The organism is Streptococcus oralis, assembly GCF_001983955.1.
Lineage (GTDB): Bacteria > Bacillota > Bacilli > Lactobacillales > Streptococcaceae > Streptococcus > Streptococcus jiangnanensis.
In genome coordinates this window covers 1256113-1279315 of record NZ_CP019562.1, presented here as the reverse complement: position 1 = coordinate 1279315, position 23203 = coordinate 1256113, and the positions used below count along the sequence as shown (strand labels likewise).

Annotated in this window: 21 protein-coding genes; 19 read left to right on the top strand and 2 right to left on the bottom strand. The window is 40.5% G+C overall.

Annotated elements, in window-relative coordinates; translation table 11 throughout:
* Positions 1-79 precede the first annotated feature (79 nt).
* Both BWR56_RS06235 and cas2 read left to right on the top strand, forming a co-directional pair.
* The gene (locus BWR56_RS06235; RefSeq protein ID WP_071851332.1) at positions 80-469 is read left to right on the top strand and encodes a CRISPR-associated endonuclease Cas1; all 390 of its coding nucleotides are present in this window, start codon (positions 80-82) and stop codon (positions 467-469) included.
* Between the two features lie 2 nt (positions 470-471).
* Positions 472-801: a CRISPR-associated endonuclease Cas2 gene (gene cas2 / locus BWR56_RS06230; protein ID WP_049505520.1), complete on the top strand. Its 330-nt coding sequence runs from the start codon at positions 472-474 to the stop codon at positions 799-801.
* Positions 802-1325: 524 nt separating this feature from the next.
* Here cas2 and BWR56_RS10105 read toward each other — a convergent pair.
* Entirely contained in the window at positions 1326-1457 is a 132-nt protein-coding gene (locus tag BWR56_RS10105; protein WP_418346497.1) for a hypothetical protein, read from the bottom strand.
* Positions 1458-2981: 1524 nt separating this feature from the next.
* Here BWR56_RS10105 and cas6 point away from each other — a divergent pair.
* The 10 genes from cas6 to alaS all read left to right on the top strand — a co-directional run bounded on the left by cas6 (position 2982) and on the right by alaS (position 14882).
* Positions 2982-3713 carry a CRISPR-associated endoribonuclease Cas6 gene (cas6, locus tag BWR56_RS06225; RefSeq protein WP_000821018.1) on the top strand — a complete coding sequence of 244 codons (732 nt, stop codon included), beginning with the start codon at positions 2982-2984 and terminating at the stop codon, positions 3711-3713.
* Positions 3694-5988, top strand: a complete 2295-nt coding sequence (gene cas10, locus BWR56_RS06220) for a type III-A CRISPR-associated protein Cas10/Csm1 (protein WP_076984673.1) — start codon at positions 3694-3696, stop codon at positions 5986-5988. The genes cas6 and cas10 overlap by 20 nt, the downstream gene beginning before the upstream one ends.
* A complete protein-coding gene (gene csm2, locus BWR56_RS06215) occupies positions 5989-6369 on the top strand; it encodes a type III-A CRISPR-associated protein Csm2 (protein WP_076984672.1) in 381 nt (126 codons plus the stop codon).
* Complete coding sequence (gene csm3, locus BWR56_RS06210) at positions 6369-7031, top strand: type III-A CRISPR-associated RAMP protein Csm3 (RefSeq protein ID WP_049505516.1); 663 nt, start codon at positions 6369-6371, stop codon at positions 7029-7031. The genes csm2 and csm3 overlap by 1 nt, the downstream gene beginning before the upstream one ends.
* Position 7032: 1 nt before the next feature.
* Positions 7033-7938, top strand: coding sequence for a type III-A CRISPR-associated RAMP protein Csm4 (gene csm4, locus BWR56_RS06205; RefSeq protein ID WP_049505515.1), 906 nt, complete (start codon positions 7033-7035; stop codon positions 7936-7938).
* Positions 7935-8999 carry a type III-A CRISPR-associated RAMP protein Csm5 gene (csm5, locus tag BWR56_RS06200; protein ID WP_049505514.1) on the top strand — a complete coding sequence of 355 codons (1065 nt, stop codon included), beginning with the start codon at positions 7935-7937 and terminating at the stop codon, positions 8997-8999. The genes csm4 and csm5 overlap by 4 nt, the downstream gene beginning before the upstream one ends.
* Positions 8996-10153 (top strand): type III-A CRISPR-associated CARF protein Csm6, encoded by a 1158-nt coding sequence (gene csm6 / locus BWR56_RS06195; protein WP_049505513.1) that lies wholly within the window; start codon positions 8996-8998, stop codon positions 10151-10153. The genes csm5 and csm6 (BWR56_RS06195) overlap by 4 nt, the downstream gene beginning before the upstream one ends.
* Positions 10154-10169: 16 nt before the next feature.
* On the top strand, positions 10170-11459 hold the full coding sequence (gene csm6 / locus BWR56_RS06190; RefSeq protein WP_049505512.1) for a type III-A CRISPR-associated CARF protein Csm6: 1290 nt from the start codon (positions 10170-10172) through the stop codon (positions 11457-11459).
* A 298-nt stretch (positions 11460-11757) separates the two neighbouring features.
* Positions 11758-12243, top strand: coding sequence for an LURP-one-related/scramblase family protein (locus BWR56_RS06185; protein WP_049505511.1), 486 nt, complete (start codon positions 11758-11760; stop codon positions 12241-12243).
* A 20-nt stretch (positions 12244-12263) separates the two neighbouring features.
* On the top strand, positions 12264-14882 hold the full coding sequence (gene alaS, locus BWR56_RS06180; RefSeq protein ID WP_076984671.1) for an alanine--tRNA ligase: 2619 nt from the start codon (positions 12264-12266) through the stop codon (positions 14880-14882).
* Positions 14883-14969: 87 nt separating this feature from the next.
* Here the strand turns inward: alaS and BWR56_RS06175 are convergent, their stop codons facing one another.
* A complete protein-coding gene (locus BWR56_RS06175; protein ID WP_049505510.1) occupies positions 14970-16418 on the bottom strand; it encodes an alpha-amylase in 1449 nt (482 codons plus the stop codon).
* 272 nt (positions 16419-16690) lie between these two features.
* Here BWR56_RS06175 and BWR56_RS06170 point away from each other — a divergent pair, with 272 nt between their 5' ends.
* Genes BWR56_RS06170 through BWR56_RS06140 form a run of 7 tightly spaced genes read left to right on the top strand, consistent with a single transcriptional unit; the run spans position 16691 to position 23096 of the window.
* Positions 16691-17854: a class I SAM-dependent rRNA methyltransferase gene (locus BWR56_RS06170; protein WP_196769358.1), complete on the top strand. Its 1164-nt coding sequence runs from the start codon at positions 16691-16693 to the stop codon at positions 17852-17854.
* Positions 17851-18528, top strand: coding sequence for a type I 3-dehydroquinate dehydratase (gene aroD, locus BWR56_RS06165; RefSeq protein ID WP_000767776.1), 678 nt, complete (start codon positions 17851-17853; stop codon positions 18526-18528). Before BWR56_RS06170 ends, aroD begins: the two co-directional genes overlap by 4 nt.
* On the top strand, positions 18518-19372 hold the full coding sequence (locus BWR56_RS06160) for a shikimate dehydrogenase (RefSeq protein ID WP_076984670.1): 855 nt from the start codon (positions 18518-18520) through the stop codon (positions 19370-19372). The genes aroD and BWR56_RS06160 overlap by 11 nt, the downstream gene beginning before the upstream one ends.
* Before the next feature lie 18 nt (positions 19373-19390).
* Positions 19391-20458 carry a 3-dehydroquinate synthase gene (gene aroB, locus BWR56_RS06155; protein WP_076984669.1) on the top strand — a complete coding sequence of 356 codons (1068 nt, stop codon included), beginning with the start codon at positions 19391-19393 and terminating at the stop codon, positions 20456-20458.
* Positions 20459-20467: 9 nt separating this feature from the next.
* A complete protein-coding gene (gene aroC, locus BWR56_RS06150; RefSeq protein ID WP_076984668.1) occupies positions 20468-21634 on the top strand; it encodes a chorismate synthase in 1167 nt (388 codons plus the stop codon).
* A 9-nt stretch (positions 21635-21643) separates the two neighbouring features.
* Positions 21644-22747, top strand: a complete 1104-nt coding sequence (locus BWR56_RS06145; RefSeq protein ID WP_076984667.1) for a prephenate dehydrogenase — start codon at positions 21644-21646, stop codon at positions 22745-22747.
* 10 nt (positions 22748-22757) lie between these two features.
* Positions 22758-23096, top strand: coding sequence for a YlbF/YmcA family competence regulator (locus tag BWR56_RS06140; RefSeq protein WP_076984666.1), 339 nt, complete (start codon positions 22758-22760; stop codon positions 23094-23096).
* The last annotated feature ends 107 nt before the right edge of the window (positions 23097-23203 follow it).

The window sequence follows — 23203 nt, the reverse complement described above, 5'->3', positions numbered from 1 at the left end:
AAAATTTATATTTGGGCTTGACAAAAGGAATTTTAATGATAAAATGGTATCCTTTATACATTTAGGAGGTATCTATGAGATGAGTGATTTATTTGTTCAAAAGTCTAACCATTTCCTGTGTCTTAACAATCATAAGATTATCGTAAAAAATGGTCAAGGTCAGATTGTTAAAGAAATTTCTATTCACTTAGTAGAGAACCTTTTGATTTTTGGTCAAGCACAGGTAACTACACAGTTACTTAGGGTTCTAGCTAAGAAAAATGTCAATGTCTATTATTTTACTGGGGAGGGGAGAAGGATTTTTATCCAGGCCATGAGAGAGCGCATGTTGGAAATCCATCAGTATGTCGAAGTCGACAAAAAACGCTATACTTTTTTCTATATGGCAGATATGCAAATTAAGGGATTGATTCGAGCTTTTGAGAGTCTAAAACCCGAACTTTATGTTACAGGCTATACAGGAGAATAATCATGGGACTTTATTTTAATCTTTCAGCAGAAGAGAAGGAGTTTGCTAAGAAAAAGTCTTTCTTTTGTATTATCATATATGACATTGTTAGTAATAAGAGGCGTCTGAAACTCGCAAAGTTACTAGAGGGATTTGGTATCCGAGTCCAACGATCCTGCTTTGAGATTGACCTAGAAAAGTCCAACTATCGTAGCTTGCTGAGTGAGTTACAAGCATTCTATGATGCTGACCAGTTAGACAATATCATTGTTTACGTTGGAAATCGAGAAGAAACCTTGCGCTTAAACACAGATGAAGTCGAGATAGAAAAGGAGGATTGTTTGTTCTTTTGAGATGAAAACTCTTACAAAATATGGTATACTAATAGTAGTTTCCAATAGGTTATATCTAGTGCTTGTTATAGGTTTACATACAAGATATGGGGTATAGATACCTATCTACCTCGAGAGGGGCCGGAAACGTTAACGTATAAGTTTTGAAGTGTTAACAACCCATTTTGTATAGATACCTATCTACCTCGAGAGGGGCCGGAAACTGGATAAAGTTCATGATTGTACGTTGGTCATCGTATAGATACCTATCTACCTCGAGAGGGGCCGGAAACAAGTTGCCAGCAACAATTGCGTTATTTGTAAATTGTGTATATCAACCTCGAGAGTGGCCGGAAACTAAGCAGAACCTTTAGCAATCTTATCTCCAGCCTTAACCAGTATAGATACCTATCTACCTCGGGAGGGGCCGGAAACTCGACCACACGAGTTTCTGTTACAAAATCAGAAACTGTTTAAATATACCTATCTACCTCGCGAGGGGCCGGAAACGCCATGTACCCTTTCTCATCGAACCAGTACCATTTTTATAGCTCCCTATCTACCTCGAGAGGGGGCGAAAACGCAACTACGTTGTTTTCAACAACTTCTACTGCTGCTACTGCGTATAAGAACCTATCTACCTCGAGAGAGGCCGGAAACTCTTTAGCCTTGTTCACTCTCTATCTCCTTTGTGTATAGCTACCTATCTACCTCGCGAGGGGCCGGAAACAATTCTATATCGACATCAGAGCTTTCCGCTCCACAGTGTATATCTCCCTATCTACCCCGAGAGGGGCCGGAAACGGAACAGGAACATAAGGTTTGATTACAACGTATGGTTTTGTATAGCTCCCTATCAACCTCGAGAGGGGCCGGAAACTCGTAGTATTTAACCCAACCAGTTTGCATAGAGCCGGTATATCTCCCTATCTTTCTCGCGAGGGGCCGGAAACAGGTAGCGCTCAAAGTTCTTGTTCAATCGGTCATTCGTATAGCCCCCTATCTCCCTCGAGAGGGGCTGGAAACAGAAAAATCAATGCTTTGAACAAATTTAAGCATAAGTATATCCACCTATCTCCCTCGCGAGGGGCCGGAAACTTGTTCGTTCATGCTGCTTTCTCCATTTTTTCTGTTTTTGTATAGATACCGATCTACCTTGAGAGGGGCCGGAAACAAGAAATCGTATCCGATTTTCATTTGTGGGTATGGCAGTATAGACTCCTATTTACCCTGCGAGGGGCCGGAAACAATCAATTCCTGCTTATTCATCTTCCAACTCCTTTTATAACTACCTATCTACCTCGAGAGGGGCCGGAAACGTTGATGTTGAAGTAGTTCCAATTTGAGACTTCCCGTATAAGAACCTATCCACCTCGCGAGGGGCCGGAAACGTAGAATATCTGACGGTGATGCAAGTGAGCGATTCTGTATAAGAACCTATCCACCTCGAGAGGGGCCGGAAACTGTTCAACCCAATTCCTTTCGTTAAATTTCTTTTTGTATAAGAACCTATCTACCTCGAGAGGGGACGGAAACACGTCTTTCAAATCAAATACTTCGTATAGTTCCGTATAAGAACCTATCTACCTCAAGAGGGGCCGGAAACGCACCAAGTACATGTGTATCTGTAAATGCCATATTTCGTGTAGAACAATCTATTCGCCCCGCGAGGGGCCGGAAACTAAAGATTATGTGGATTATCATGATTTTCGAATTTTTATAAGAACCTATCCACCTCGAGAGGGGCCGGAAACTATTTTTTCTATCGAATCTATAGGGTAGCTAAAATAAAGTATAAGAACCTATCTACCTCGAGAGTGGCCGGAAATGGATAAGAGCCATCAGACTCCTCCCACCACCATCCGTATAGATACCTTATCTACCTCGAGAGGGGACGGAAGCTAATACCATTTACCGTCGGTATGTTTAAGCCAACGTGTATGGCCACCTATCAACCTCGCGAGGGGCCGGAAACATAAACCGCACTTATTTTTTCGTTAATTTCCATTTTGTATAGCTACCTATCTACCTCGAGAGGGGCCGGAAACGATTGAAAATCGCCAGAAATATTAAAGAAAATTTCGTATAGCTACCTATCTACCTCGCGAGGGGACAGTTTCATAAGGGAAAAGAATTCCAAAAGTAAAAGAAAAAGCGCTCATGAGAAACCAAAAGCGCAATTGTATCAATAAAGGAGGCATATGAAACGCATCGAACTATTATTTAAGCGGATTGACCAATCACCGAGCGACCTATCTACAAAATTCCAAGGTTTTCTTATGGAAAACTTGGAACCAGACTATGTGACTTGGCTACATGAGCAGGAGACCAACCCCTACTCACTAAAAATCATCCATCAAAAGGACAAGACCCTATGGTCCCTTCATCTCCTGACGGATGAGGCTGTCAAGCAGATTTTGCCAGTTCTATTGGAGCTCAAGAAAGTAGAACTTCATGATTTACCAACTCTCATGGTAGAGTCTCTGTCCATGCAAGATCTCAGTTCGGAGCAACTCTTTGAGTTTTTTAATGAAAACCAAGATCGGTCACTCTACACTATACATTTTCAAACTCCAACAGGATTTCGCTCTCAGGGAGAGTACGTGCTCTTTCCGACCATGCGTCTCATCTTTCAGAGTTTGATGATGAAGTATGCACGTCTGGTCGAGAATCGTCAGGACATTGAAGAGGAAACCCTGGACTACTTGGTCAAGCATAGTAGGGTTACCAGCTATCGATTGGAATCCAGCTATTTTAAAGTCCATGGCAAAAAAATACCTGGTTTCAGGGGGAAATTGACCTTTAAGATTACAGGTCCAAATACCTTGAAAGCTTATGCTAATATGCTTCTAAAATTTGGGGAGTACTCAGGTCTCGGTATGAAAACTAGCTTAGGGATGGGAGGTTTAGAACTTGAAGAAAGAAAAGATTGATTTAGTTTATGGATCGCTTTTGCACGCTATCGGCAAGGTGATTCAAGGTTCCAGGTGTGATGAGAAAGACCTGGGTACCATTGGGTCCGAATGGTTTAGACGCTTTTCGGATAATGAAAAGATAGCCCAGCAGATAGCCAAGGCGACTTCTAGTGATTTGCCGAAGGACTTAGCTCCTGATAGTTTGGTCTATATCACGTCAGCTGCTGCAAAGATTGCTTCAGGTCTAAAAGGAGCAGCAGACACTCATGGAGGTAAAGAAGATTTCCTAAGCAAACAATCGGATATCTTCAATGTATTTTCAGATAGCCCTAGTAAGCGTTATCTTGATGTGCGTCCATTAGAGCTTGACGGGGAACCAAACTATGCTAAGGAATCGAGTGAGCCTTCTGACCAGTCAGATTATGACTTGATAGTAGAGACCTTAGAAAAAGAGTTTGAGAGATTGGACTTTAGCCAATCTGAGATATATACCCTTTTGAATCTCCTTGAGTCTACTCTTTCCTATGTGCCTGTTTCGACAAGAACCAAGGAATTATCGGATATTTCTCTAGCAACCTACAGTCGTCTGACAGCTGGCTTTGCCCTAGCTATAGAGGACTATTTAGCAGACAAGAATTGCCGTGACTATGAGAAGGTACTGGGGCAAGATTTAGAAGCTTTTTATAGCGAGAAGGCCTTTTTATTAGCAAGTTTTGACTTGTCAGGGATTCAAGACTTTATCTACAATATCGCAACGGCTGGAGCAGCCAAGCAACTAAAAGCACGTTCCTTGTATCTAGATTTTATGGGGGAACATATCGCTGACAACTTACTGGAGAAGTTAGAGCTTACGAGGGCTAATCTTCTCTACGTTGGTGGAGGGCACGCCTACTTTATCCTTCCAAACACCGAAAAAACTAGAGAGAGCTTGGCTCACTTTGAAGCAGAATTCAATGAGTTTTTGGTCAAGCATTTCCAGACAGGTTTGTACGTAGCATTTGGTTGGAGTCCGTTTTCTTCCAATGATATGACAACGACACTGGCCGACTATCGAAAAGTCTATCAAACAACTAGTCGGATGATTTCCCAAAAGAAAATTTCTCGTTACGATGCCAAAACTCTGCTTGAACTCAACCAAGGAGGAAAAAGCTCCCAGAAAGAATGTGCAATTTGTCACTCAGTCGAAAAGCTTACCAAGTATAAAGATCAAGAGGTCTGCCATATCTGTGCAGGGATGTATCGCTTTGCCAAGGAAATACAAGAAAACTACTATATTGTGACAAAAGAAAAAGGCCTGCCGATAGGTCCGGGAGCCTATATTAGTGGTATTTCAAAAGCCGACCTTGCCAATGAAGAGTGGGACCGTATTTATGTAAAGAATAGCTATAGTACAGATATCCTAAAAGCAACCCATGTCTTTGTCGGAGATTACAAGTATGATGAGATTTACGAGTACGCCAAATTATCTCAGGATAGTGAAACTGGACAAGGGATTAAGCGATTAGCAGTTGTTCGACTAGATGTGGATGATCTTGGAGCAGCCTTTATGGCTGGATTCTCCTATCAAGATGGTGGCAAATATAATACTCTGGCACGCTCGGCAACCTTCTCTAGAAGTATGAGTCTCTTCTTTAAGGTCTATATCAACCAGTTTGCGAAGGAGAAAAAACTATCGATCATTTATGCCGGTGGAGATGATGTATTTGCTATCGGTTCTTGGCAGGATATTATTGAGTTTACTATTTGTCTCCGACAAAACTTTATCAAGTGGACAAATGGCAAATTAACCCTATCAGCAGGAATCGGCCTCTTTCCAGATAAAACTCCAGTTAGCCTCATGGCTGAAGAAACTGGTAAGCTAGAAGGAGCAGCAAAGGATAACGACAAGGATAGTATTTCCCTTTTTAAAGCAGGTAATACCTTGAAGTTGGACCAATCTTTTGGCAATGTTGATTCTGAAAGAAATTATACATTGAAGTTCGACCAATTTATTGACAATGTCTATAATGGGAAACTGAAGAGCATTCGTTACTACTTTAATATTCAAGATGAGCGAGGAAAGAGTTTTGTATATAGACTTATTGAGCTCCTTCGCAACTACGATCGTATGAATATTGCTCGATTAGCCTATTATTTGACGCGCTTAGAAGATCAAACTTCTAAGGATAAAAAAGAAGAGTTTAAAGAGTTTAAAGATTTATTCTTTTCTTGGTATACAGGTAGCGATAATGAACGTAAGGAAGCAGAGATAGCTTTACTTCTATATATTTATGAGATTAGAAAGGATTCATAGATGGCAATTTTAACAGATGATAATTACGTAGATAAGGCAGAAAAAACCATTAAAAATTTAGTAACTGATAAGCGTAATTTTAAAAATAAAAATTCAGATGTTCTATCCATGAGTAAACTACGAAACTTATTGAGTTTAACGAGTACCCTCTTTGATGAAAGTAAGGTCCGTGAGTACGAAGAATTAAAGGATAAGATTGCCTATTTGAGGGTCCAATTCGTCTATCAATCAGGCCGTGAAGAGGCGGTACTGGACTTAGTTCAAAAAGGTGAGATTTTACCAATTTTAAAAGAAATTAATAGTAGGGAAAGTCTCCAACGTTTTTGTCGCTATATGGAAGCGCTAGTAGCTTATTTTAAATTTTATGGAGGAAACGATTAATGGCATTTGCAAAAATTCAAGTAACAGCACAAATCCGTCTAGAGACAGGACTTCATATTGGGACCAGCAATGCTTTTGCAGCGATTGGTGCTACGGACTCACCTGTGATTAAAGATCCAATAACAAACTTACCTATTATTCCAGGATCTAGTATCAAAGGGAAAATGCGTACCCTTCTGGCAAAAGTATATAATACTACATTAGCAGAAAAACCAGGAGACGATGGGGAAATTATTAGTCGTCTCTTTGGGAATAGTTCAAACAAAGACTATAAAGTAGGAAGACTCATTTTTAGAGATGCCTTTTTAACTAACAAAAAAGATTTAGATTCACGAGCTGTCAAAGGTTATACTGAAGTTAAGTTTGAAAATACTATTGACCGTATCACTGCTGAAGCAAATCCAAGACAAATTGAACGTGCCATCCGAGACAGTGTCTTTGGATTTGAGTTGATCTATGAGGTGACAGACAAGAGTCAAGCTCAAGTAGAAGAAGACTTCAAAGTGATTCTTGATGGATTAAAACTGTTGGAACTTGATTATTTAGGTGGTTCAGGCTCTCGTGGATATGGTAAGGTTGCTTTTGAGAATCTTAAAGCAAATACAGTTTTCGGAAACTATAATGTTAGTAGATTGAATGAACTTTTAACTACGGAGGTCTAGTATGACCTATAAGATGTATATTATGAACTTCCATACTGCTCACTTTGGAGCAGGTAGTCTGGATAGTTCTAAAATGACTTTTGCAGCTGACCGCTTGTTTTCAGCTCTGGTCTTAGAAGCAAAAAAAATGGGGAAAATGGAGGAATTCGTGTCAACAGCGGGTCAAGATGATTTTGTTTTGACTGATGCCTTTCCTTATCAGTCAGGTCCATTTTTACCGAAACCGATAGGATTTCCAAAGTTTGAACAGCCAGACTTAACAACAGATGTTAAAGAAGTAAGACGTCAAGCGAAAATGGCAAAGAAACTTCAGTTTATCCCTTTGGATAAATTTGATTCTTATGTAAATGGAACGCTTTTTAAAGACGCAGATCATGCAGTAACAAATATCGTCACTAAAAACCAACCTCATGTAGATGGAAATCTTTTCCAAGTGTCTACCGTTAGATTTAGAGATGAGTCTTGTCTTTACGTGATTGCTAAAGAGTCTGAGCTATTAAATGAACTTATGACAAGCTTACAGTATACAGGAATTGGTGGCAAACGTTCCAGTGGTTATGGACAATTTGATTTGACTATATTAGATTTACCAGATAGCTTCAAAAATCGTCTCACCAAGGCCCATCAAGGACCTGTGATGACCTTGACAACTTCTCTACCAGTTGAAAAGGAACTTGAATATGCTATGGAAACTGGTTCCTATTTACTAAGTAAATCAAGTGGTTTTGCTTTTAGTACAGAAACTAAGGAAAATTACCGTAAGCAGGATTTATATAAGTTTGCTTCTGGATCTACTTTCTCTGAAACCTATACAGGACAGATTGTGGATGTAAGACCTCTTGATTTCCCGCATGAAGTATTAAACTATGCTAAACCACTATTTTTCAAGATGGAGGGAGAAAGATGAAAACAGAATATAGAACCTTTCAATTCAGCCTCCTAGCTATGGCTCCTATCCATATTGGGAATGGTGAAAAATATACTTCTCGAGAATTTATCTATGAAAATGGGTACTTTTATTTCCCTGATATGGGTAAGTTTTATAATCGAATGGTGGAGAAAGGTTACGATCAAAAGTTTGAGCGTTTTTTACAAGAGACAAAGCCAAGCGCTAGAAATAATCGCTTGATTTCCTTTTTAGAAGATAACCGTATTTCTGACCGTAATTTTGGTGGCTATAGAATTATAGAAACTAAGTTAGAAACAAATAATAACTATTTAAGAGGAGGCGCATTAAATCAAGTATCAAAGTTTATAAGAGATCCTTTTGGTAATCCCTATATTCCTGGAAGTTCATTAAAGGGAGCTATTCGGACTATTTTGATGAATACCAATCCCGACTGGAATAATAAAAATGTTTTGCAAGATAAAAAGGAAAACAAATCTTTGATTCCTTGGGGAGCAAAAAAAGGGCAGAACTATGATGACTTGTTTAACGCTATTCGTGTTAGTGATAGCAAACCATTTAGCAATGCCAGTCTTATTTTAGTTCAAAAATGGGATCATAAAGTCAAGCCCCCTATTCCTAAGCCTCTACCTTTATATAGGGAAGCGATCGCACCCTTAACTAAAATCAATTTCACCATTACTACAACTACTAAGGAAGCTGGAGTCCTAATTGAGGAATTAGGAAAGAGAGCGCAAGCCTTTTACAAAGAATATAAAAACTTTTTCTTATCAGATTTTCCTGAAAATAAAATTCAGCCAAATCTTCAATATCCTATATACTTGGGTGCTGGTAGTGGAGCTTGGACAAAAACAATTTTTAAACAAGCAAATGGTATTTTGCAAGAACGTTATCAGAATAGCAGAACCACTAAGATGGTTGGAAAAGGTGTGTTGAAACTAACAAAAGCACCAATGAAAAGTGTTAAAACAACACAAGCAACCCGAAAATTGATAATGAATGACGAGTCTTTCTATGAGATGGGCAAGGCAAACTTTATGATTAAGGAGATTACTAAATGAAGGTTTTGATTTCAGCAGTGGGGAATACGGATCCAATCCGTAATTTTCACGATGGAGCTTTAGTACATATTGCGAGAAAATACCGTCCAGATAAGATTATTATTGTTTTTTCTGAGGAACTGATTCGTAAGAAAGATGATATTGAGAAAGTAATTCGTTCTATTGATTCTGAATACCTCCCAGAGATTGTATACCATGAACCAATCATTTTAAACAATGAAGTACATATTTTTGATACCATGTTTGATCAATTTGATGCTATTATACAAGAGTATTATACAAAAGACGACGAATTTATTCTTAATCTTTCAAGTGGAACTCCTCAAATAAAATCAGCTTTATTTGTTCTTAATAGACTAAGTGAAATCAATGTCAAGGCAGTACAAGTTCCAAGTCCTGAAAAAAAATCGAATGCTGGCGTTAGGCATGATGATTCGGAAGATATTGATGTACTAATTGATACAAATATGGATAATAAGCAGGACTATGTCGATCGAACTATTGAAGATACTTCAGATAAGTTTAAACAAGGCTTAATGAAAAAAACTTTACGTGATTTTATTAAGAAATATGATTATAAAGCTAGTTTAGAGATAGCAAATCAGTTGCCTGACTTCCCTGGATTGAAAGATTGTCGCAAAAAGTTACAAGATATTGTGGATTCATTAGATAGGCAAGATATACCTCAAGTCCTCCAAAAGAAAAAATGGAGTGAAGAACAGAAAAAAGTACTAAATGCTTATTTGACTATTGATTTACAAAAAGAACGTGGTAATTTTAGTGAAGGTCTGATTAGAATTAAAAACCTTACAGAGTTTATCTTAGAAGACTATATCGAAAATCGTTATCCAGAATTTCTGGATAATTACGTGAATGAATCAGAGAAATATTACCTCGGAATTCAGGATTATAATAAGATTCTTCAAATAAAAAATCGGACATTGTATTACAAAATCAAACCGATTTTGAAAATAAACAAAACACGAAATACTGTAGCTCATAAATTGGATCCATTAGATTCTGAGGAATTAAAACAGTTAGGTCCTGTCCTAAAAACCTTAAAAGGACTAGTCAAGGAACAATATCAACTCACTGAGAAAGATTTTAATTTTTACAAGGACTTAAATAAGGAATTATTAGAATTACTGAAATAATGAGAGGTAGAATATCTTGGAAATTTTGATTTCAGCAGTTGGAACGACAGATCCGATAAGCAATAATCGAGATGCAGCTTTATTACATATTGCTCGAACATACAGACCTGAACAAATTGTTTTGGTTTATAGTGAAGAAATGTTAGTAAAAAAAGATCTTGTTGAGAAAGCATTATGTTCAATAGAGGGTTATCATCCTAAAGTGGTTATTGAATCAATCATATTGAAAAATGATGAAGTCTATCTGTTTGATAAAATGTATGAAGTGATGGGACAGATTATTGAAAAATATTCTGGAACAGATCATCAATTAATCTTAAATCTATCCTCAGGGACACCTCAGATTATTTCTGCTTTATTTGCCTTAAATCGAATTAATGATTATAATACGCAGGCCATACAGGTTACAACTCCTAACAAATCTGCAAACAGAAAGTATGTACCACTGTCAAGTGAAGATGAACAGAAGCTTTTTGACGAGAACGAGGATAACCAAAAGGATTACGAAGATCGTACAATCAAAGATGAAGCTGAAAAATTTAACCAGTCTCTTATCAAGCGCCACTTAAGAAATTTAATCTCTTCTTATGATTATCTTGCTGCGGAAGAATTAATTACTAGAAAAGAATACAATAAATTACTTTCTAAAAAGAAATTAGCTCGTTTAAGAGAACTATTAAATGATTTTGTAAAAGTATTTAAAACCCAAGCGATTTTAAAAGATATTCAGGGATATTCACTTACAGAGGTTGAGAAAAAAGCTCTTAATTACTTTTTAATGATTGAAGTTTTGAAAGAGAGAGGGCAGGTTGCTGATGTCTTAATCAAATCAAAGTCTTATGTTGAATTTATCATCGAGGAAAAGATAAAGAAAGATTATCCAGAATTGATCAAATATGACGGAACTTTTCCAAAGTTAAATGAAGAATACAAGGATTTTGAAGCTATTTTAGATTTCATTGACCTAGAATTTAAGAAAGCTAAGGGTATAAAAGATGAGAAGGAAAGAATCTATTCACCTCAGTCAACCTTAAATCTCTTGTCTTATGAAAATATTCTATCTTATTATCAAGTTTCTCCTGAATTACTTAAGTCCATAAAGCTAATAAATAGCTTAAATGGCGAGAGAAATAAGGTGGCACATGGCTTATCAGAGATTGATAGTAAACTAGTCAATTCAAAGAAATTGCAACAGACAATAGATACCTTACGCTTTATTTTACAAGATACATTTGAGATTGATGATAGCTATTTCTCTTGTTATCAAACACTTAATAATGAAATGCTTGACTTACTTCGTCAATAATATTCTTTAACAATAAATCGATTTGATAATGATACATATAATGAAATTGCAAGTGCTTGCTTTCCCAGTTGACTCAAACTCAAAAAAACAGTATAATAGGAATGTTGAGAATTGATTTTCTCCCCATCTTAGTTCAGAGAATTGGCGGTGCTGCGAGCCATCTAAGATAGAAAATCATGCTACTCGATTGTAACAATTGCATAAGAATAAGAGAATGACAAGTTCATTGAATGAAGGTGGTACCGCGGTTTTTCGCCCTTCGTGATGTGAGCTTGTCTTTTGATTTTTGGAGGTGTTTATGAAGACATTTCTCGTGAAACAAAAGTTTCGTCTTGGAGGCGAACGCTTCGATATCAAGGATGATAGAGGAGTAGTGAACTATCAGGTGGAGGGATCTTTCTTCCAAATTCCTAAGACCTTTACCATCTATGACGCCTATGGTGAGCAAGTCAGTGAAATCAGTAAAGAATTTTTCACCTTGCTTCCTCGCTTTACTATTCAGCTACGAAACGGTTCAAATTTCGTTATTCGTAAGAAGTTGACCTTCTGGCGAGATAAGTATGAGTTTGATAATCTGGGACTTCGCATCGAAGGCAATATTTGGGATTTAAATTTCAAATTGCTGGATGACCGCGACCAAGTGATTGCCGAGATTCGGAAAGAAATTTTCCATCTGACCTCGACTTACACCGTAACCGTCTATGAAGACTCTTATGCAGATCTGATCATTTCCCTTTGTGTCGCGATTGACTATGTGGAAATGCTGGAAAGCCAATCAAATTAAACAAGTAATAAGGAGATATTATGAAACAACTATCTAGTGCTCAAGTTCGCCAAATGTGGCTAGATTTCTGGGCAAGCAAAGGTCACTCTGTAGAACCATCAGTCAGCTTGGTTCCAGTAAACGACCCAACTCTTTTGTGGATCAACTCTGGGGTAGCAACCCTTAAGAAATATTTTGACGGAACCATCATTCCTGAAAATCCACGTATCACCAATGCGCAAAAAGCTATCCGTACTAACGATATTGAAAACGTAGGGAAGACTGCGCGTCACCATACTATGTTTGAAATGTTGGGGAACTTCTCTATCGGGGATTACTTCCGTGACGAAGCCATCACTTGGGCTTACGAGCTTTTGACAAGCCCTGAATGGTTTGATTTCCCATCTGAAAAACTTTATATGACCTACTATCCTGAAGATAAAGATTCTTACAACCGCTGGATTGAAGTAGGAGTGGACCCAAGCCACTTGATTCCAATCGAAGACAACTTCTGGGAAATTGGTGCGGGACCTTCTGGACCTGATACAGAAATCTTCTTTGACCGTGGAGAAGCCTTTGACCCAGAAAACATCGGTATTCGTCTGCTTGCAGAGGATATCGAAAACGATCGTTACATCGAAATCTGGAACATCGTTTTGTCACAATTTAACGCAGACCCTGCTGTTCCTCGTAGTGAGTACAAGGAATTGCCACACAAGAATATTGATACGGGTGCTGGTTTGGAGCGTTTGGTGGCAGTTATCCAAGGGGCTAAGACAAACTTTGAAACAGACCTCTTCATGCCAATCATCCGTGAAGTTGAGAAATTGTCTGGTAAGGTTTATGACCAAGATGGCGACAACATGAGCTTCAAGGTCATTGCTGACCATATCCGTTCTCTTTCATTTGCCATCGGTGATGGTGCCCTTCCTGGAAATGAAGGTCGTGGTTATGTCCTTCGTCGTTTGCTCCGTCGTGCTTCTATGCACGGTCAAAAATTGGGCATCAACGAGCCTTTCCTTTACAAATTAGTTCCAACTGTTGGAAAAATCATGGAAAGCTACTATCCAGAAGTCCTTGAAAAACGAGACTTTATCGAGAAAATCGTTAAGAGCGAGGAAGAGTCATTTGCCCGTACCCTTCATTCAGGTCAACACTTTGCCCAAGGCATCGTAGCTGATTTGAAAGCGAAAGGTCAAAACGTTATCGCGGGGCAAGATGTCTTCAAACTCTACGATACATATGGATTTCCAGTTGAGTTGACAGAAGAAATCGCTGAAGAAGCTGGTATGACTGTAGACCGTGAAGGTTTTGAAGCAGCCATGAAAGAGCAACAAGAACGTGCGCGTGCGTCAGCTGTCAAAGGTGGCTCAATGGCTATGCAAAATGAAACCCTTCAAAACATTACAGTGGAAAGTCGCTTTAACTATAAAAAAGAAAAACTAGGTAGTAGACTTGTAGCTATCGTAGCTGACAATGTTGAGGTAAAAGCTGTATCAGAAGGCACTGCCTCCCTCATATTTTCAGAAACGCCATTCTACGCTGAAATGGGTGGACAGGTTTCTGACCATGGTAAAATCCATAATTCCGAAGGAAAACTTGTAGCCAAAGTTACAGATGTTCAAAAAGCACCAAACGGACAGCCATTGCATACGGTTGAAGTTCTTGCACCTCTTTCTTTGGACAAAAACTATAAACTCAGTATTGATAAAAATCGTCGTCACCGTGTCATGAAAAACCACACTGCGACTCACTTGCTTCACGCTGCCCTTCACAATATCCTTGGTCACCATGCGACACAAGCAGGATCTCTGAACGAAGTTGAATTCCTTCGCTTTGACTTTACGCACTTCCAAGCCGTAACTCCTGAAGAATTGCGCGCCATTGAACAGCAAGTCAATGAGAAAATCTGGGAAGCAATTGCAGTAGAAACTGTTGAGACAGATATTGACACTGCTAAAGAAATGGGAGCCATGGCCCTCTTTGGTGAGAAATACGGTAAAGAAGTCCGCGTTGTGACCATCGGTGATTACTCAGTTGAGCTTTGTGGTGGTACCCACGTTGGCAACACTTCTGAAATCGGTCTCTTCAAGATTGTCAAAGAAGAAGGAATCGGTTCAGGTACCCGCCGTATCTTGGCAGTGACTGGTAAGGAAGCCTTTGAAGCCTACCGCGAACAAGAAGACGCTCTGAAAGCCGTCGCAGCAACCTTGAAAGCACCTCAACTCAAAGAAGTACCTCATAAGGTTGAAGGACTTCAAGAACAACTTCGTCAGCTCCAAAAAGAAAATGCTGAGTTGAAAGAAAAAGCAGCGGCAGCGGCAGCAGGTGATGTCTTCAAGAATGTTCAAGAAGCAAATGGTCACCGTTACATTGCTAGTCAAGTTTCTGTATCCGATGCAGGTGCCCTTCGTACCTTTGCGGATAACTGGAAACAAAAAGACTACTCTGATGTGCTTGTCCTAGTTGCAGCTATCGGTGACAAGGTGAACGTTCTTGTAGCTAGCAAGACAAAAGATGTGCATGCAGGAAACCTTGTCAAAGAATTGGCTCCAATCGTCGATGGACGTGGTGGTGGTAAACCAGACATGGCCATGGCAGGAGGAAGCAACCAAGCGAAAATCCAAGAACTCTTGGATGCAGTAGCAGGTAAATTATAAGACAATAAAGATCTATCCATTTGGGTAGGTCTTTTTGTGCATACAAAAAAGCCAAATCCGGTTGGATTTGACTTGTACCTGATAGGTTTATTTTGCTGCCCAGACACTGACTGAACCCGCTGCTACTGGAAATTCTCCATAACCTTCAGCATTGATTGTAACTTGTGCTGGATGATTTTCAAGGAGATCAACAAAAGTCTGCTCAGCCCATTCTTGACCGACAAACATGGATTTGCTGTTTTCTTGGTCATTTGAGATAAGGACAGCGATCGGGGATTGGTTTTCAGCGCCTGAACGAACCCATCCAATACAGTTGGCATCGTCAAAGTAGTCTGTTTGCTCTCCATAGGCCAAGTCTTTTCGGATGGCTAGGAGACGGTCAAGAACTTCTCTGAAATCTTGTTGAGCGTATTTTCCTGAAATGCCATAATAATCTCCGTAAAAGATACATGGAAGCCCATCTTGACGTAATAGAATAAGGGCATAGGCTGCTGGTTTGAACCATTCTTCAACAGTAGACTCAAGTGCTTGTCCTCGTTGGGTATCATGGTTGTCAACGAAAGTGACTGCTTTGTCAGGCTTGAGTTCAACCAAGCTATCTGTGAAAATGTTACGAAGGTCGTAGCTTGCTCCAGAATGGCTAGCTTCAAAGAGGTTTTGGTGGAGGCGAACATCGACAAGGTCAAAACGTTCTTCTATTTTCTCGAGATAGTCTAGATTGGCTTCCTTATCTGGGTTCCAAAATTCCCCAAAAACATAGAAATCTTGACCGTATTTTTCCTTCATATCACGAATGAAATTGCCCATAAAGAAGGAGTCGATGTGTTTAACGGCATCCAAGCGGAAACCAGCTACACCAGTCGTTTCCATGAACCAGTCAGCCCAGTCATAGATATTTTGGATGACTTCAGGATGTTTAAAGTCTAGGTCGGCATACATGAGGTAGTCGTAGTTACCGTTTTCGTTATCGACCAATTCCTCATTTGCCCAACCTTTATTGTCTCCCTGGATCAGATAAATGCCAGACTTACGGCGCTTGGCATCGTAGTCTGTACCTGTGAAGTGGTACCAGTGCCAGTGGAAGTCATTGTAGGTGTCTTTGCGACCATCGAAAGTAAAGTGAGTCCAGCCATTGATAGTAAAGGGCTCGCTTAGTTGAACGGTACGATCCTCAGGATCCACTTCAATAACCTGAAAGGCTTCCATATGATCGGCAGCAGCCTTGTGATTGAGCACCACATCGGCCATAGGTTGAATTCCCTGTTCCTTCAGGGCTTGAATGGCTTGAAGATAGTCTTCTTTAAACCCATACTTGGTACGGACAGTCCCTTTTTGGTGAAATTCACCTAGGTCAAAAAGATCGTAAACACCATAGCCGACATCTTTTTCGTTAGTCGCCTTGAAGGCAGGTGGCATCCAGACATGGCTGATACCAAGGTTTGCTAGGTGTTCTGCGTCATTTGTCAGTCGAGGCCAGTGTTGGCCGTCGTGAGGCAAATACCATTCAAAGTATTGCATAAGTGTCTGATTTTGCATTGTTTTTCCTCTTGCTTATCAATGTTGTGTTTTATTCTACCATAAAGTTTAGAACCAGGCAAACGTTTGCGCAAGATTCTATACTCATTTCTGAAATTGTCTATTTTTAGCGAATAGAATCTCACTTTCCATTATAAGGGAAAGGATGTTTTGGTGGAAAAGTAAATGGCATATACTTATTTTAACAAAAATGACACTCAGTAAACTAAAGTACAACTGGTTAAACGGTTTCTTTTTTGAGAATTGTCACAAAATTTGCTATAATAGTAGCTATGAATAGAATTAGGGTCAGCAGACGTGTTGAAAAAAAGCTAGCTAAGGGTCTAGTTCTTTTGGAAGCAAGTGATTTAACAGATATTGAACTGACGGATCAGGCAGTAGAAGTTCTTAGTCAAGACGGGAAGTTTTTAGGGAGTGCCTATCTTTCTCAGCAGAACAAGGGAATCGGTTGGTTCATCAGCAAGGAAAAGGTTCGTTTCAATCAAGCCTTTTTTGAAATTCTGTTTCGTAAGGCCAAGGAAGCTAGAAAGCCTTATTATCAGGATGATTTGACCACTGCTTTTCGCCTTTTTAACCAAGAGGGAGATGGTTTTGGGGGTCTGACTGTTGATCTCTACGGAGATTATGCTGTCTTTTCTTGGTACAACTCCTTTATTTACCAGATTCGTGAGCTGATCGTAAAGGCTTTTAAGGAAGTTTTTCCTGAGGTTTTGGGTGCATATGAAAAGATTCGTTTTAAAGGTCTAGATTACGAGTCTGCTCATGTTTATGGTGAGAAAGCGCCAGACTACTTTACTGTTCTTGAGAATGGCGTGCTCTATCAAGTCTTTATGAATGATGGCTTGATGACAGGGATTTTCCTAGACCAGCATGAGGTTCGTGGGAGTCTGGTTGACGGTCTAGCCATGGGCAAATCTTTGCTCAATATGTTTTCCTATACGGCTGCCTTTTCAGTTGCTGCAGCTATGGGAGGCGCTAGTGAGACGACTTCTGTCGACTTGGCAAAACGATCGATAGAGCTGTCAGAAGCTCATTTTCAGGCAAATGGACTTAGCACAGACAATCACCGTTTTATCGTCATGGATGTTTTTGAGTACTTCAAGTATGCCAAGCGAAAAGGCTTGACCTATGATGTGATTGTGCTTGATCCGCCGAGCTTTGCCCGCAATAAAAAACAAACATTCTCTGTAGCTAAGGACTATCACAAGTTGATTTCCCAGAGTCTAGAGATTTTAAATCTGGGAGGCATTATCATTGCCAGTACCAATGCTGCCAATGTTTCCCGCCAGAAATTTACAGAACAAATTGATAAAGGTTTTGCAGGAAGAAGGTATCAGATCTTGAACCAATATGGTCTTCCAGCTGACTTTGCCCATAATAAAAAAGATGAAAGCAGTAATTACCTCAAGGTGATTAGTATGAAGGTTAGTAGATGAAATTAATCGTTTCAGTGATGCCAAGAAGTTTAGAAGAAGCGCAAGAACTGGATGCAACTAGGTATGAAGATGCCGATATCATTGAGTGGCGTGCGGACTTTCTTGCAAAGGACGCTATTTTACAGGTAGCACCCGCTATCTTTGAGAAATTTGCAGGACGCGAACTTGTCTTTACCCTTCGGACCCGCGCTGAGGGAGGAGAAATCGAACTTTCCTCAGAAGAGTATGTTCAAATCATCAAGGAAGTTACTCAGCTTTATCAGCCGGATTATGTAGATTTTGAGTATTTCAGCTACAAGGACGTTTTTGAGGAAATGTTGGATTTTCCAAATCTTGTTTTGAGTTACCATAATTTCCAGGAGACACCTGAAAATATGATGGAAATCCTGTCTGAGTTGACCAGTCTCTCTCCAAAAGTGGTCAAGGTATCAGTTATGGCCCATACGGAGCAGGATGTTTTAGACCTGATGAATTACACTCGAGGATTTAAAACACTCAATCCTGAACAAGAGTACGTGACCATTTCCATGGGGAAAATGGGCAAGGTATCCCGTATCACTTCAGATGTGACGGGTTCAAGTTGGTCATTTGCTAGTCTGGATGAAGCGAGTGCCCCAGGTCAGATTTCGCTATCAAACATGAAGAAAATCAGGGAGATTTTGGATGAAGCTTGATGGCTATACACGTTTAGCTGCAGTTGTTGCCAATCCTATCAAACACTCTATTTCACCCTTTATCCACAATAGGGCCTTTGAGGCGACAGCTATTAATGGCGCCTATGTAGCTTGGGAGATTGAAGCGGGTGATTTGGCAGAAACAGTCGCCAATATTCGCCGTTACCAGATGTTTGGCATCAACCTGTCTATGCCTTACAAGGAGCAAGTGATTCCTTATCTGGATGAGTTGAGTGATGAGGCTCGTTTGATTGGGGCGGTCAACACAGTTGTTAATCAAGATGGAACGTTAATTGGATATAATACAGATGGCAAGGGATTTTTTAAGAGCTTGCCTTCTTTTACAATTTCGGATAAGAAAATGACCATTCTGGGGGTAGGTGGTGCGGCCAAGTCCATTTTGGCGCAGGCTATTTTGAATGGCGTCAGTCAGATTTCAGTCTTTGTTCGTTCAGTTTCCATGGAAAAAACAAGACCTTATCTAGACAAGTTGCAGGAGCAAACAGGATTTAAAGTGGACTTGTATGCTTTAGAAGATGTTTCTGTCTTGCAAGCAAGGATTGCCGATTCGCACTTACTAGTCAATGCCACCAGTGTGGGCATGGATGGCCAGTCGTCACCAGTTTCAGAAAGCATCAATTTGCCGGAAACTCTCTTGGTTGCAGATATCATTTACCAACCCTTTGAAACTCCATTTTTGAAATGGGCTAAAAGTCAGGGCAATCCAGCTGTCAATGGTCTGGGGATGTTGCTCTATCAAGCCGCCGAAGCTTTTCAATTGTGGACAGGTAAAGAAATGCCGACAGACGAGATTTGGCAGTCCTTAACAGAAAAATACCAATAATGAAAAGGAGACCCTACTATGAAAATCAGAATCGATATTCCGAATCATCCCTATGATATTCAGATTGAAAAAGGTTGTCTATCGCAAGCAGGTCAATGGTTGCGAGAACTCTGGCAACCTCAAAAAGTGGTTATCGTAACCGACAACCATGTAGCTTCTCTCTATGCAGAGAAGGTTAAACTCAGCCTAGAAGATGCTGGTTTTCAGGTAGCTGTTTTTGACTTTTTAGAAGGCGAAGAACGAAAAAATTTAACCACTGTTCAGAAAGTCTATGAGTTTCTAGTTAAGCAGGGTTTGACTCGTAGCGATGGAATCGTGGCTCTCGGTGGTGGTGTCGTTGGAGATCTAGCTGGCTTTGTGGCCTCAACCTATATGCGGGGGATTCACTTTGTTCAGATTCCGACTAGTTTGACAGCCCAGGTAGATTCTTCTATCGGTGGTAAGACAGGCGTTAACACTCCATTTGCTAAAAATATGGTGGGAACTTTTGCCCAACCAGATGGGGTTCTGATTGATCCGCTTGTCCTAGAAACGCTTGGAAAAAGAGAGCTGATTGAGGGGATGGGCGAGGTCATCAAGTATGGCTTGATTGAGGATGTAGAACTCTGGAATCTCCTGATGGAAATGGACGGTTCTGTAGAGAGCATTCTGAAACATGCAGAGACTTTGATTGAACATTCTTGTCAGGTGAAGCGCAAGATGGTAGTTGAGGATGAGTTAGACAACGGTGTCCGTCTTTACCTCAATTTTGGGCACACTATTGGCCATGCTATTGAAGCGACTGCCGGTTATGGCAAGGTCATGCATGGTGAAGCTGTGGCCATGGGTATGGTACAGATTTCCAAGGTTGCTGAGGGAAAAGAACTCATGCCAGAAGGAATAACCCAGTCCATCAAAAAGATGTGTCAGAAATTTGGACTACCTGTTGACTATGAAAACTGGGATGTTGACAAGCTTTATCAGGCTTTGACTCATGACAAGAAAGCGCGTGGCAACACCTTGAAACTGGTCTTGGTACCAGAGCTTGGTTCAGCGACCATTCACCCTGTTTCCCTAGAAGAGATGAAAGACTACTTGGTAAAATAAGGAGAGCCTATGAGATATTTAACTGCGGGAGAATCACACGGCCCCCGTCTGACTGCTATCATTGAAGGAATTCCTGCTGGACTTCCTTTGACTGCGGAGGACATCAATGAGGATTTGAAACGTCGTCAGGGTGGCTACGGACGTGGTGGTCGTATGAAGATTGAGAGTGACCAGGTTGTCTTTACTTCTGGCGTTCGCCACGGGAAGACGACAGGGGCTCCCATTACCATGGATGTCGTCAATAAAGACCACCAAAAATGGCTGGATATCATGTCTGCAGAAGACATAGAAGAACGCCTTAAAAGCAAACGAAAAATTACCCATCCTCGTCCAGGTCATGCCGACTTGGTAGGGGGCATCAAGTACCGTTTTGACGATTTGCGTAATTCCTTGGAACGGTCATCTGCTCGTGAAACCACCATGCGAGTGGCAGTTGGAGCAGTAGCCAAACGCCTCTTGGCTGAGCTTGATATAGAAATCGCCAACCATGTTGTTGTCTTTGGCGGCAAGGAAATCGATGTTCCTGAAGATCTAACAGTCGCTGAGATTAAGGAACGAGCTGCCCAGTCTGAAGTTTCTATTGTCAACCAAGAACGAGAACAAGAAATCAAGGATTATATTGACCAAATCAAACGTGACGGTGATACCATCGGTGGTGTTGTGGAGACAGTCGTCGGAGGTGTTCCAGTTGGCCTTGGATCTTATGTTCAATGGGACAGAAAATTGGATGCGCGATTGGCCCAAGCAGTTGTTTCTATCAACGCTTTTAAAGGGGTGGAATTTGGTCTTGGATTTGAAGCTGGTAACCGAAAAGGCAGCCAAGTTATGGATGAAATTCTCTGGTCTAAAGAAGACGGATATACTCGTCGTACCAATAATCTGGGTGGATTCGAAGGTGGTATGACCAATGGGCAACCCATCGTTGTTCGAGGTGTCATGAAACCCATTCCCACTCTCTATAAACCATTGATGAGTGTGGACATCGAGACTCACGAACCTTACAAGGCAACCGTGGAGAGAAGTGATCCGACGGCTCTTCCAGCAGCAGGTGTTGTCATGGAGGCTGTTGTGGCAACAGTTCTGGCGCAGGAAATTCTTGAAAAATTCTCATCGGACAACCTAGAGGAATTAAAAGAAGCGGTAGCCAAACACCGTGAGTATACAAAGAACTATTAAGGAGTCTCTATGGCAAAAACCATCTATATCGCTGGTCTCGGTTTGATTGGTGCCTCGATGGCGCTTGGTATCAAGCGCGATCATCCCGATTATGAAATTCTAGGTTACAATCGTAGTCAGGCTTCGAGAGACATTGCCTTGGAGCGGGGGATAATTGACCGTGCAACGGATGATTTTGCCAGTTTTGCTCCTCTAGCAGATGTCATCATTCTGACTTTGCCAATCAAGCAGACCATTGCATTTATCCAGGAGTTGGCAACTATAGACTTGAAAGAAGGCGTCATTATTTCAGATGCTGGTTCGACCAAGTCAGCTATCGTGTCTACAGCTGAGAAGTGTTTTGCAGATAAGCCTGTTCGCTTTGTTGGAGCTCATCCTATGGCAGGTAGTCATAAGACAGGAGCGGCCTCTGCAGATGTCAACCTCTTTGAAAATGCCTATTATATCTTCACGCCATCTAGTCTGACAACTCCGGATACGCTCGAAGAAATGAAAGACTTGCTGTCAGGTCTTCATGCTCGTTTCATTGAAATCGATGCTGAAGAGCATGACCGAGTGACTTCTCAGATTAGCCATTTTCCGCATATTCTGGCTTCCAGCCTCATGGAGCAGACAGCGCTCTATGCTCAAGAACATGAGATGGCAAGACGCTTTGCGGCGGGTGGTTTTCGAGATATGACTCGGATTGCGGAAAGCGAGCCAGGTATGTGGACTTCTATTCTCTTGTCCAATCGTGAGACTATTCTAGAGCGAATTGAGGATTTCAAGGAGCGTTTGGATGAGGTTGGACAAGCCATCAGCAAGGGAGATGAAGAGCAAATCTGGAACTTTTTCAATCAAGCACGTGAGCAACGGCAGGCAATGGAAATCCATAAGCGCGGCGGTGTGGATAGCTCTTACGATCTCTATGTCGACGTTCCCGATGAAGAAGATGTCATCTTGCGAATTTTGGAATTGCTACGTGGTACTTCCCTAGTCAATATCCACATCAATGAGGAAAACCGTGAGGATGTTCACGGGATTCTCCAAATTTCCTTTAAAAATGCTCAGGATCTGGAACGAGCTGAGCGCTTAATTTCAGAAAATACGGACTACACAGTCGTCATTAAATAAGGAGAAAATCATGTCAAATATTTACGATAGTGCAAATGAACTTAGCCGCGGGTTACGTGAATTACCAGAATACAAGGCGGTCAAGGCAGCCAAAGATGCTATCCAAGCTGATGAACAAGCTAGCAAGATTTTTGCAGACTACCTTGCTTTCCAGCAAGAAATCCAAGTCATGGCGCAAACTGGACAAATGCCAGATACTTCTTTCCAAGAAAAGATGCAGTCTTTCAGCAAGCAAATCCAAGAAAACGCTCTATTATCTGATTTCTTTGCTAAACAGCAACAGTTATCTATTTACTTATCTGATATCGAAAAGATTATCTTTGAACCTGTTTCAGATTTGTTAAAATAAAGATTTCCCTCTAGTTCTCTATCTAAATCAGGTATAAAAGTCAAGAAAATGCTAGAAATTTCAAGAATTTCTAGCATTTTTGTGATAAAATAAGAAAAAGTATTGCA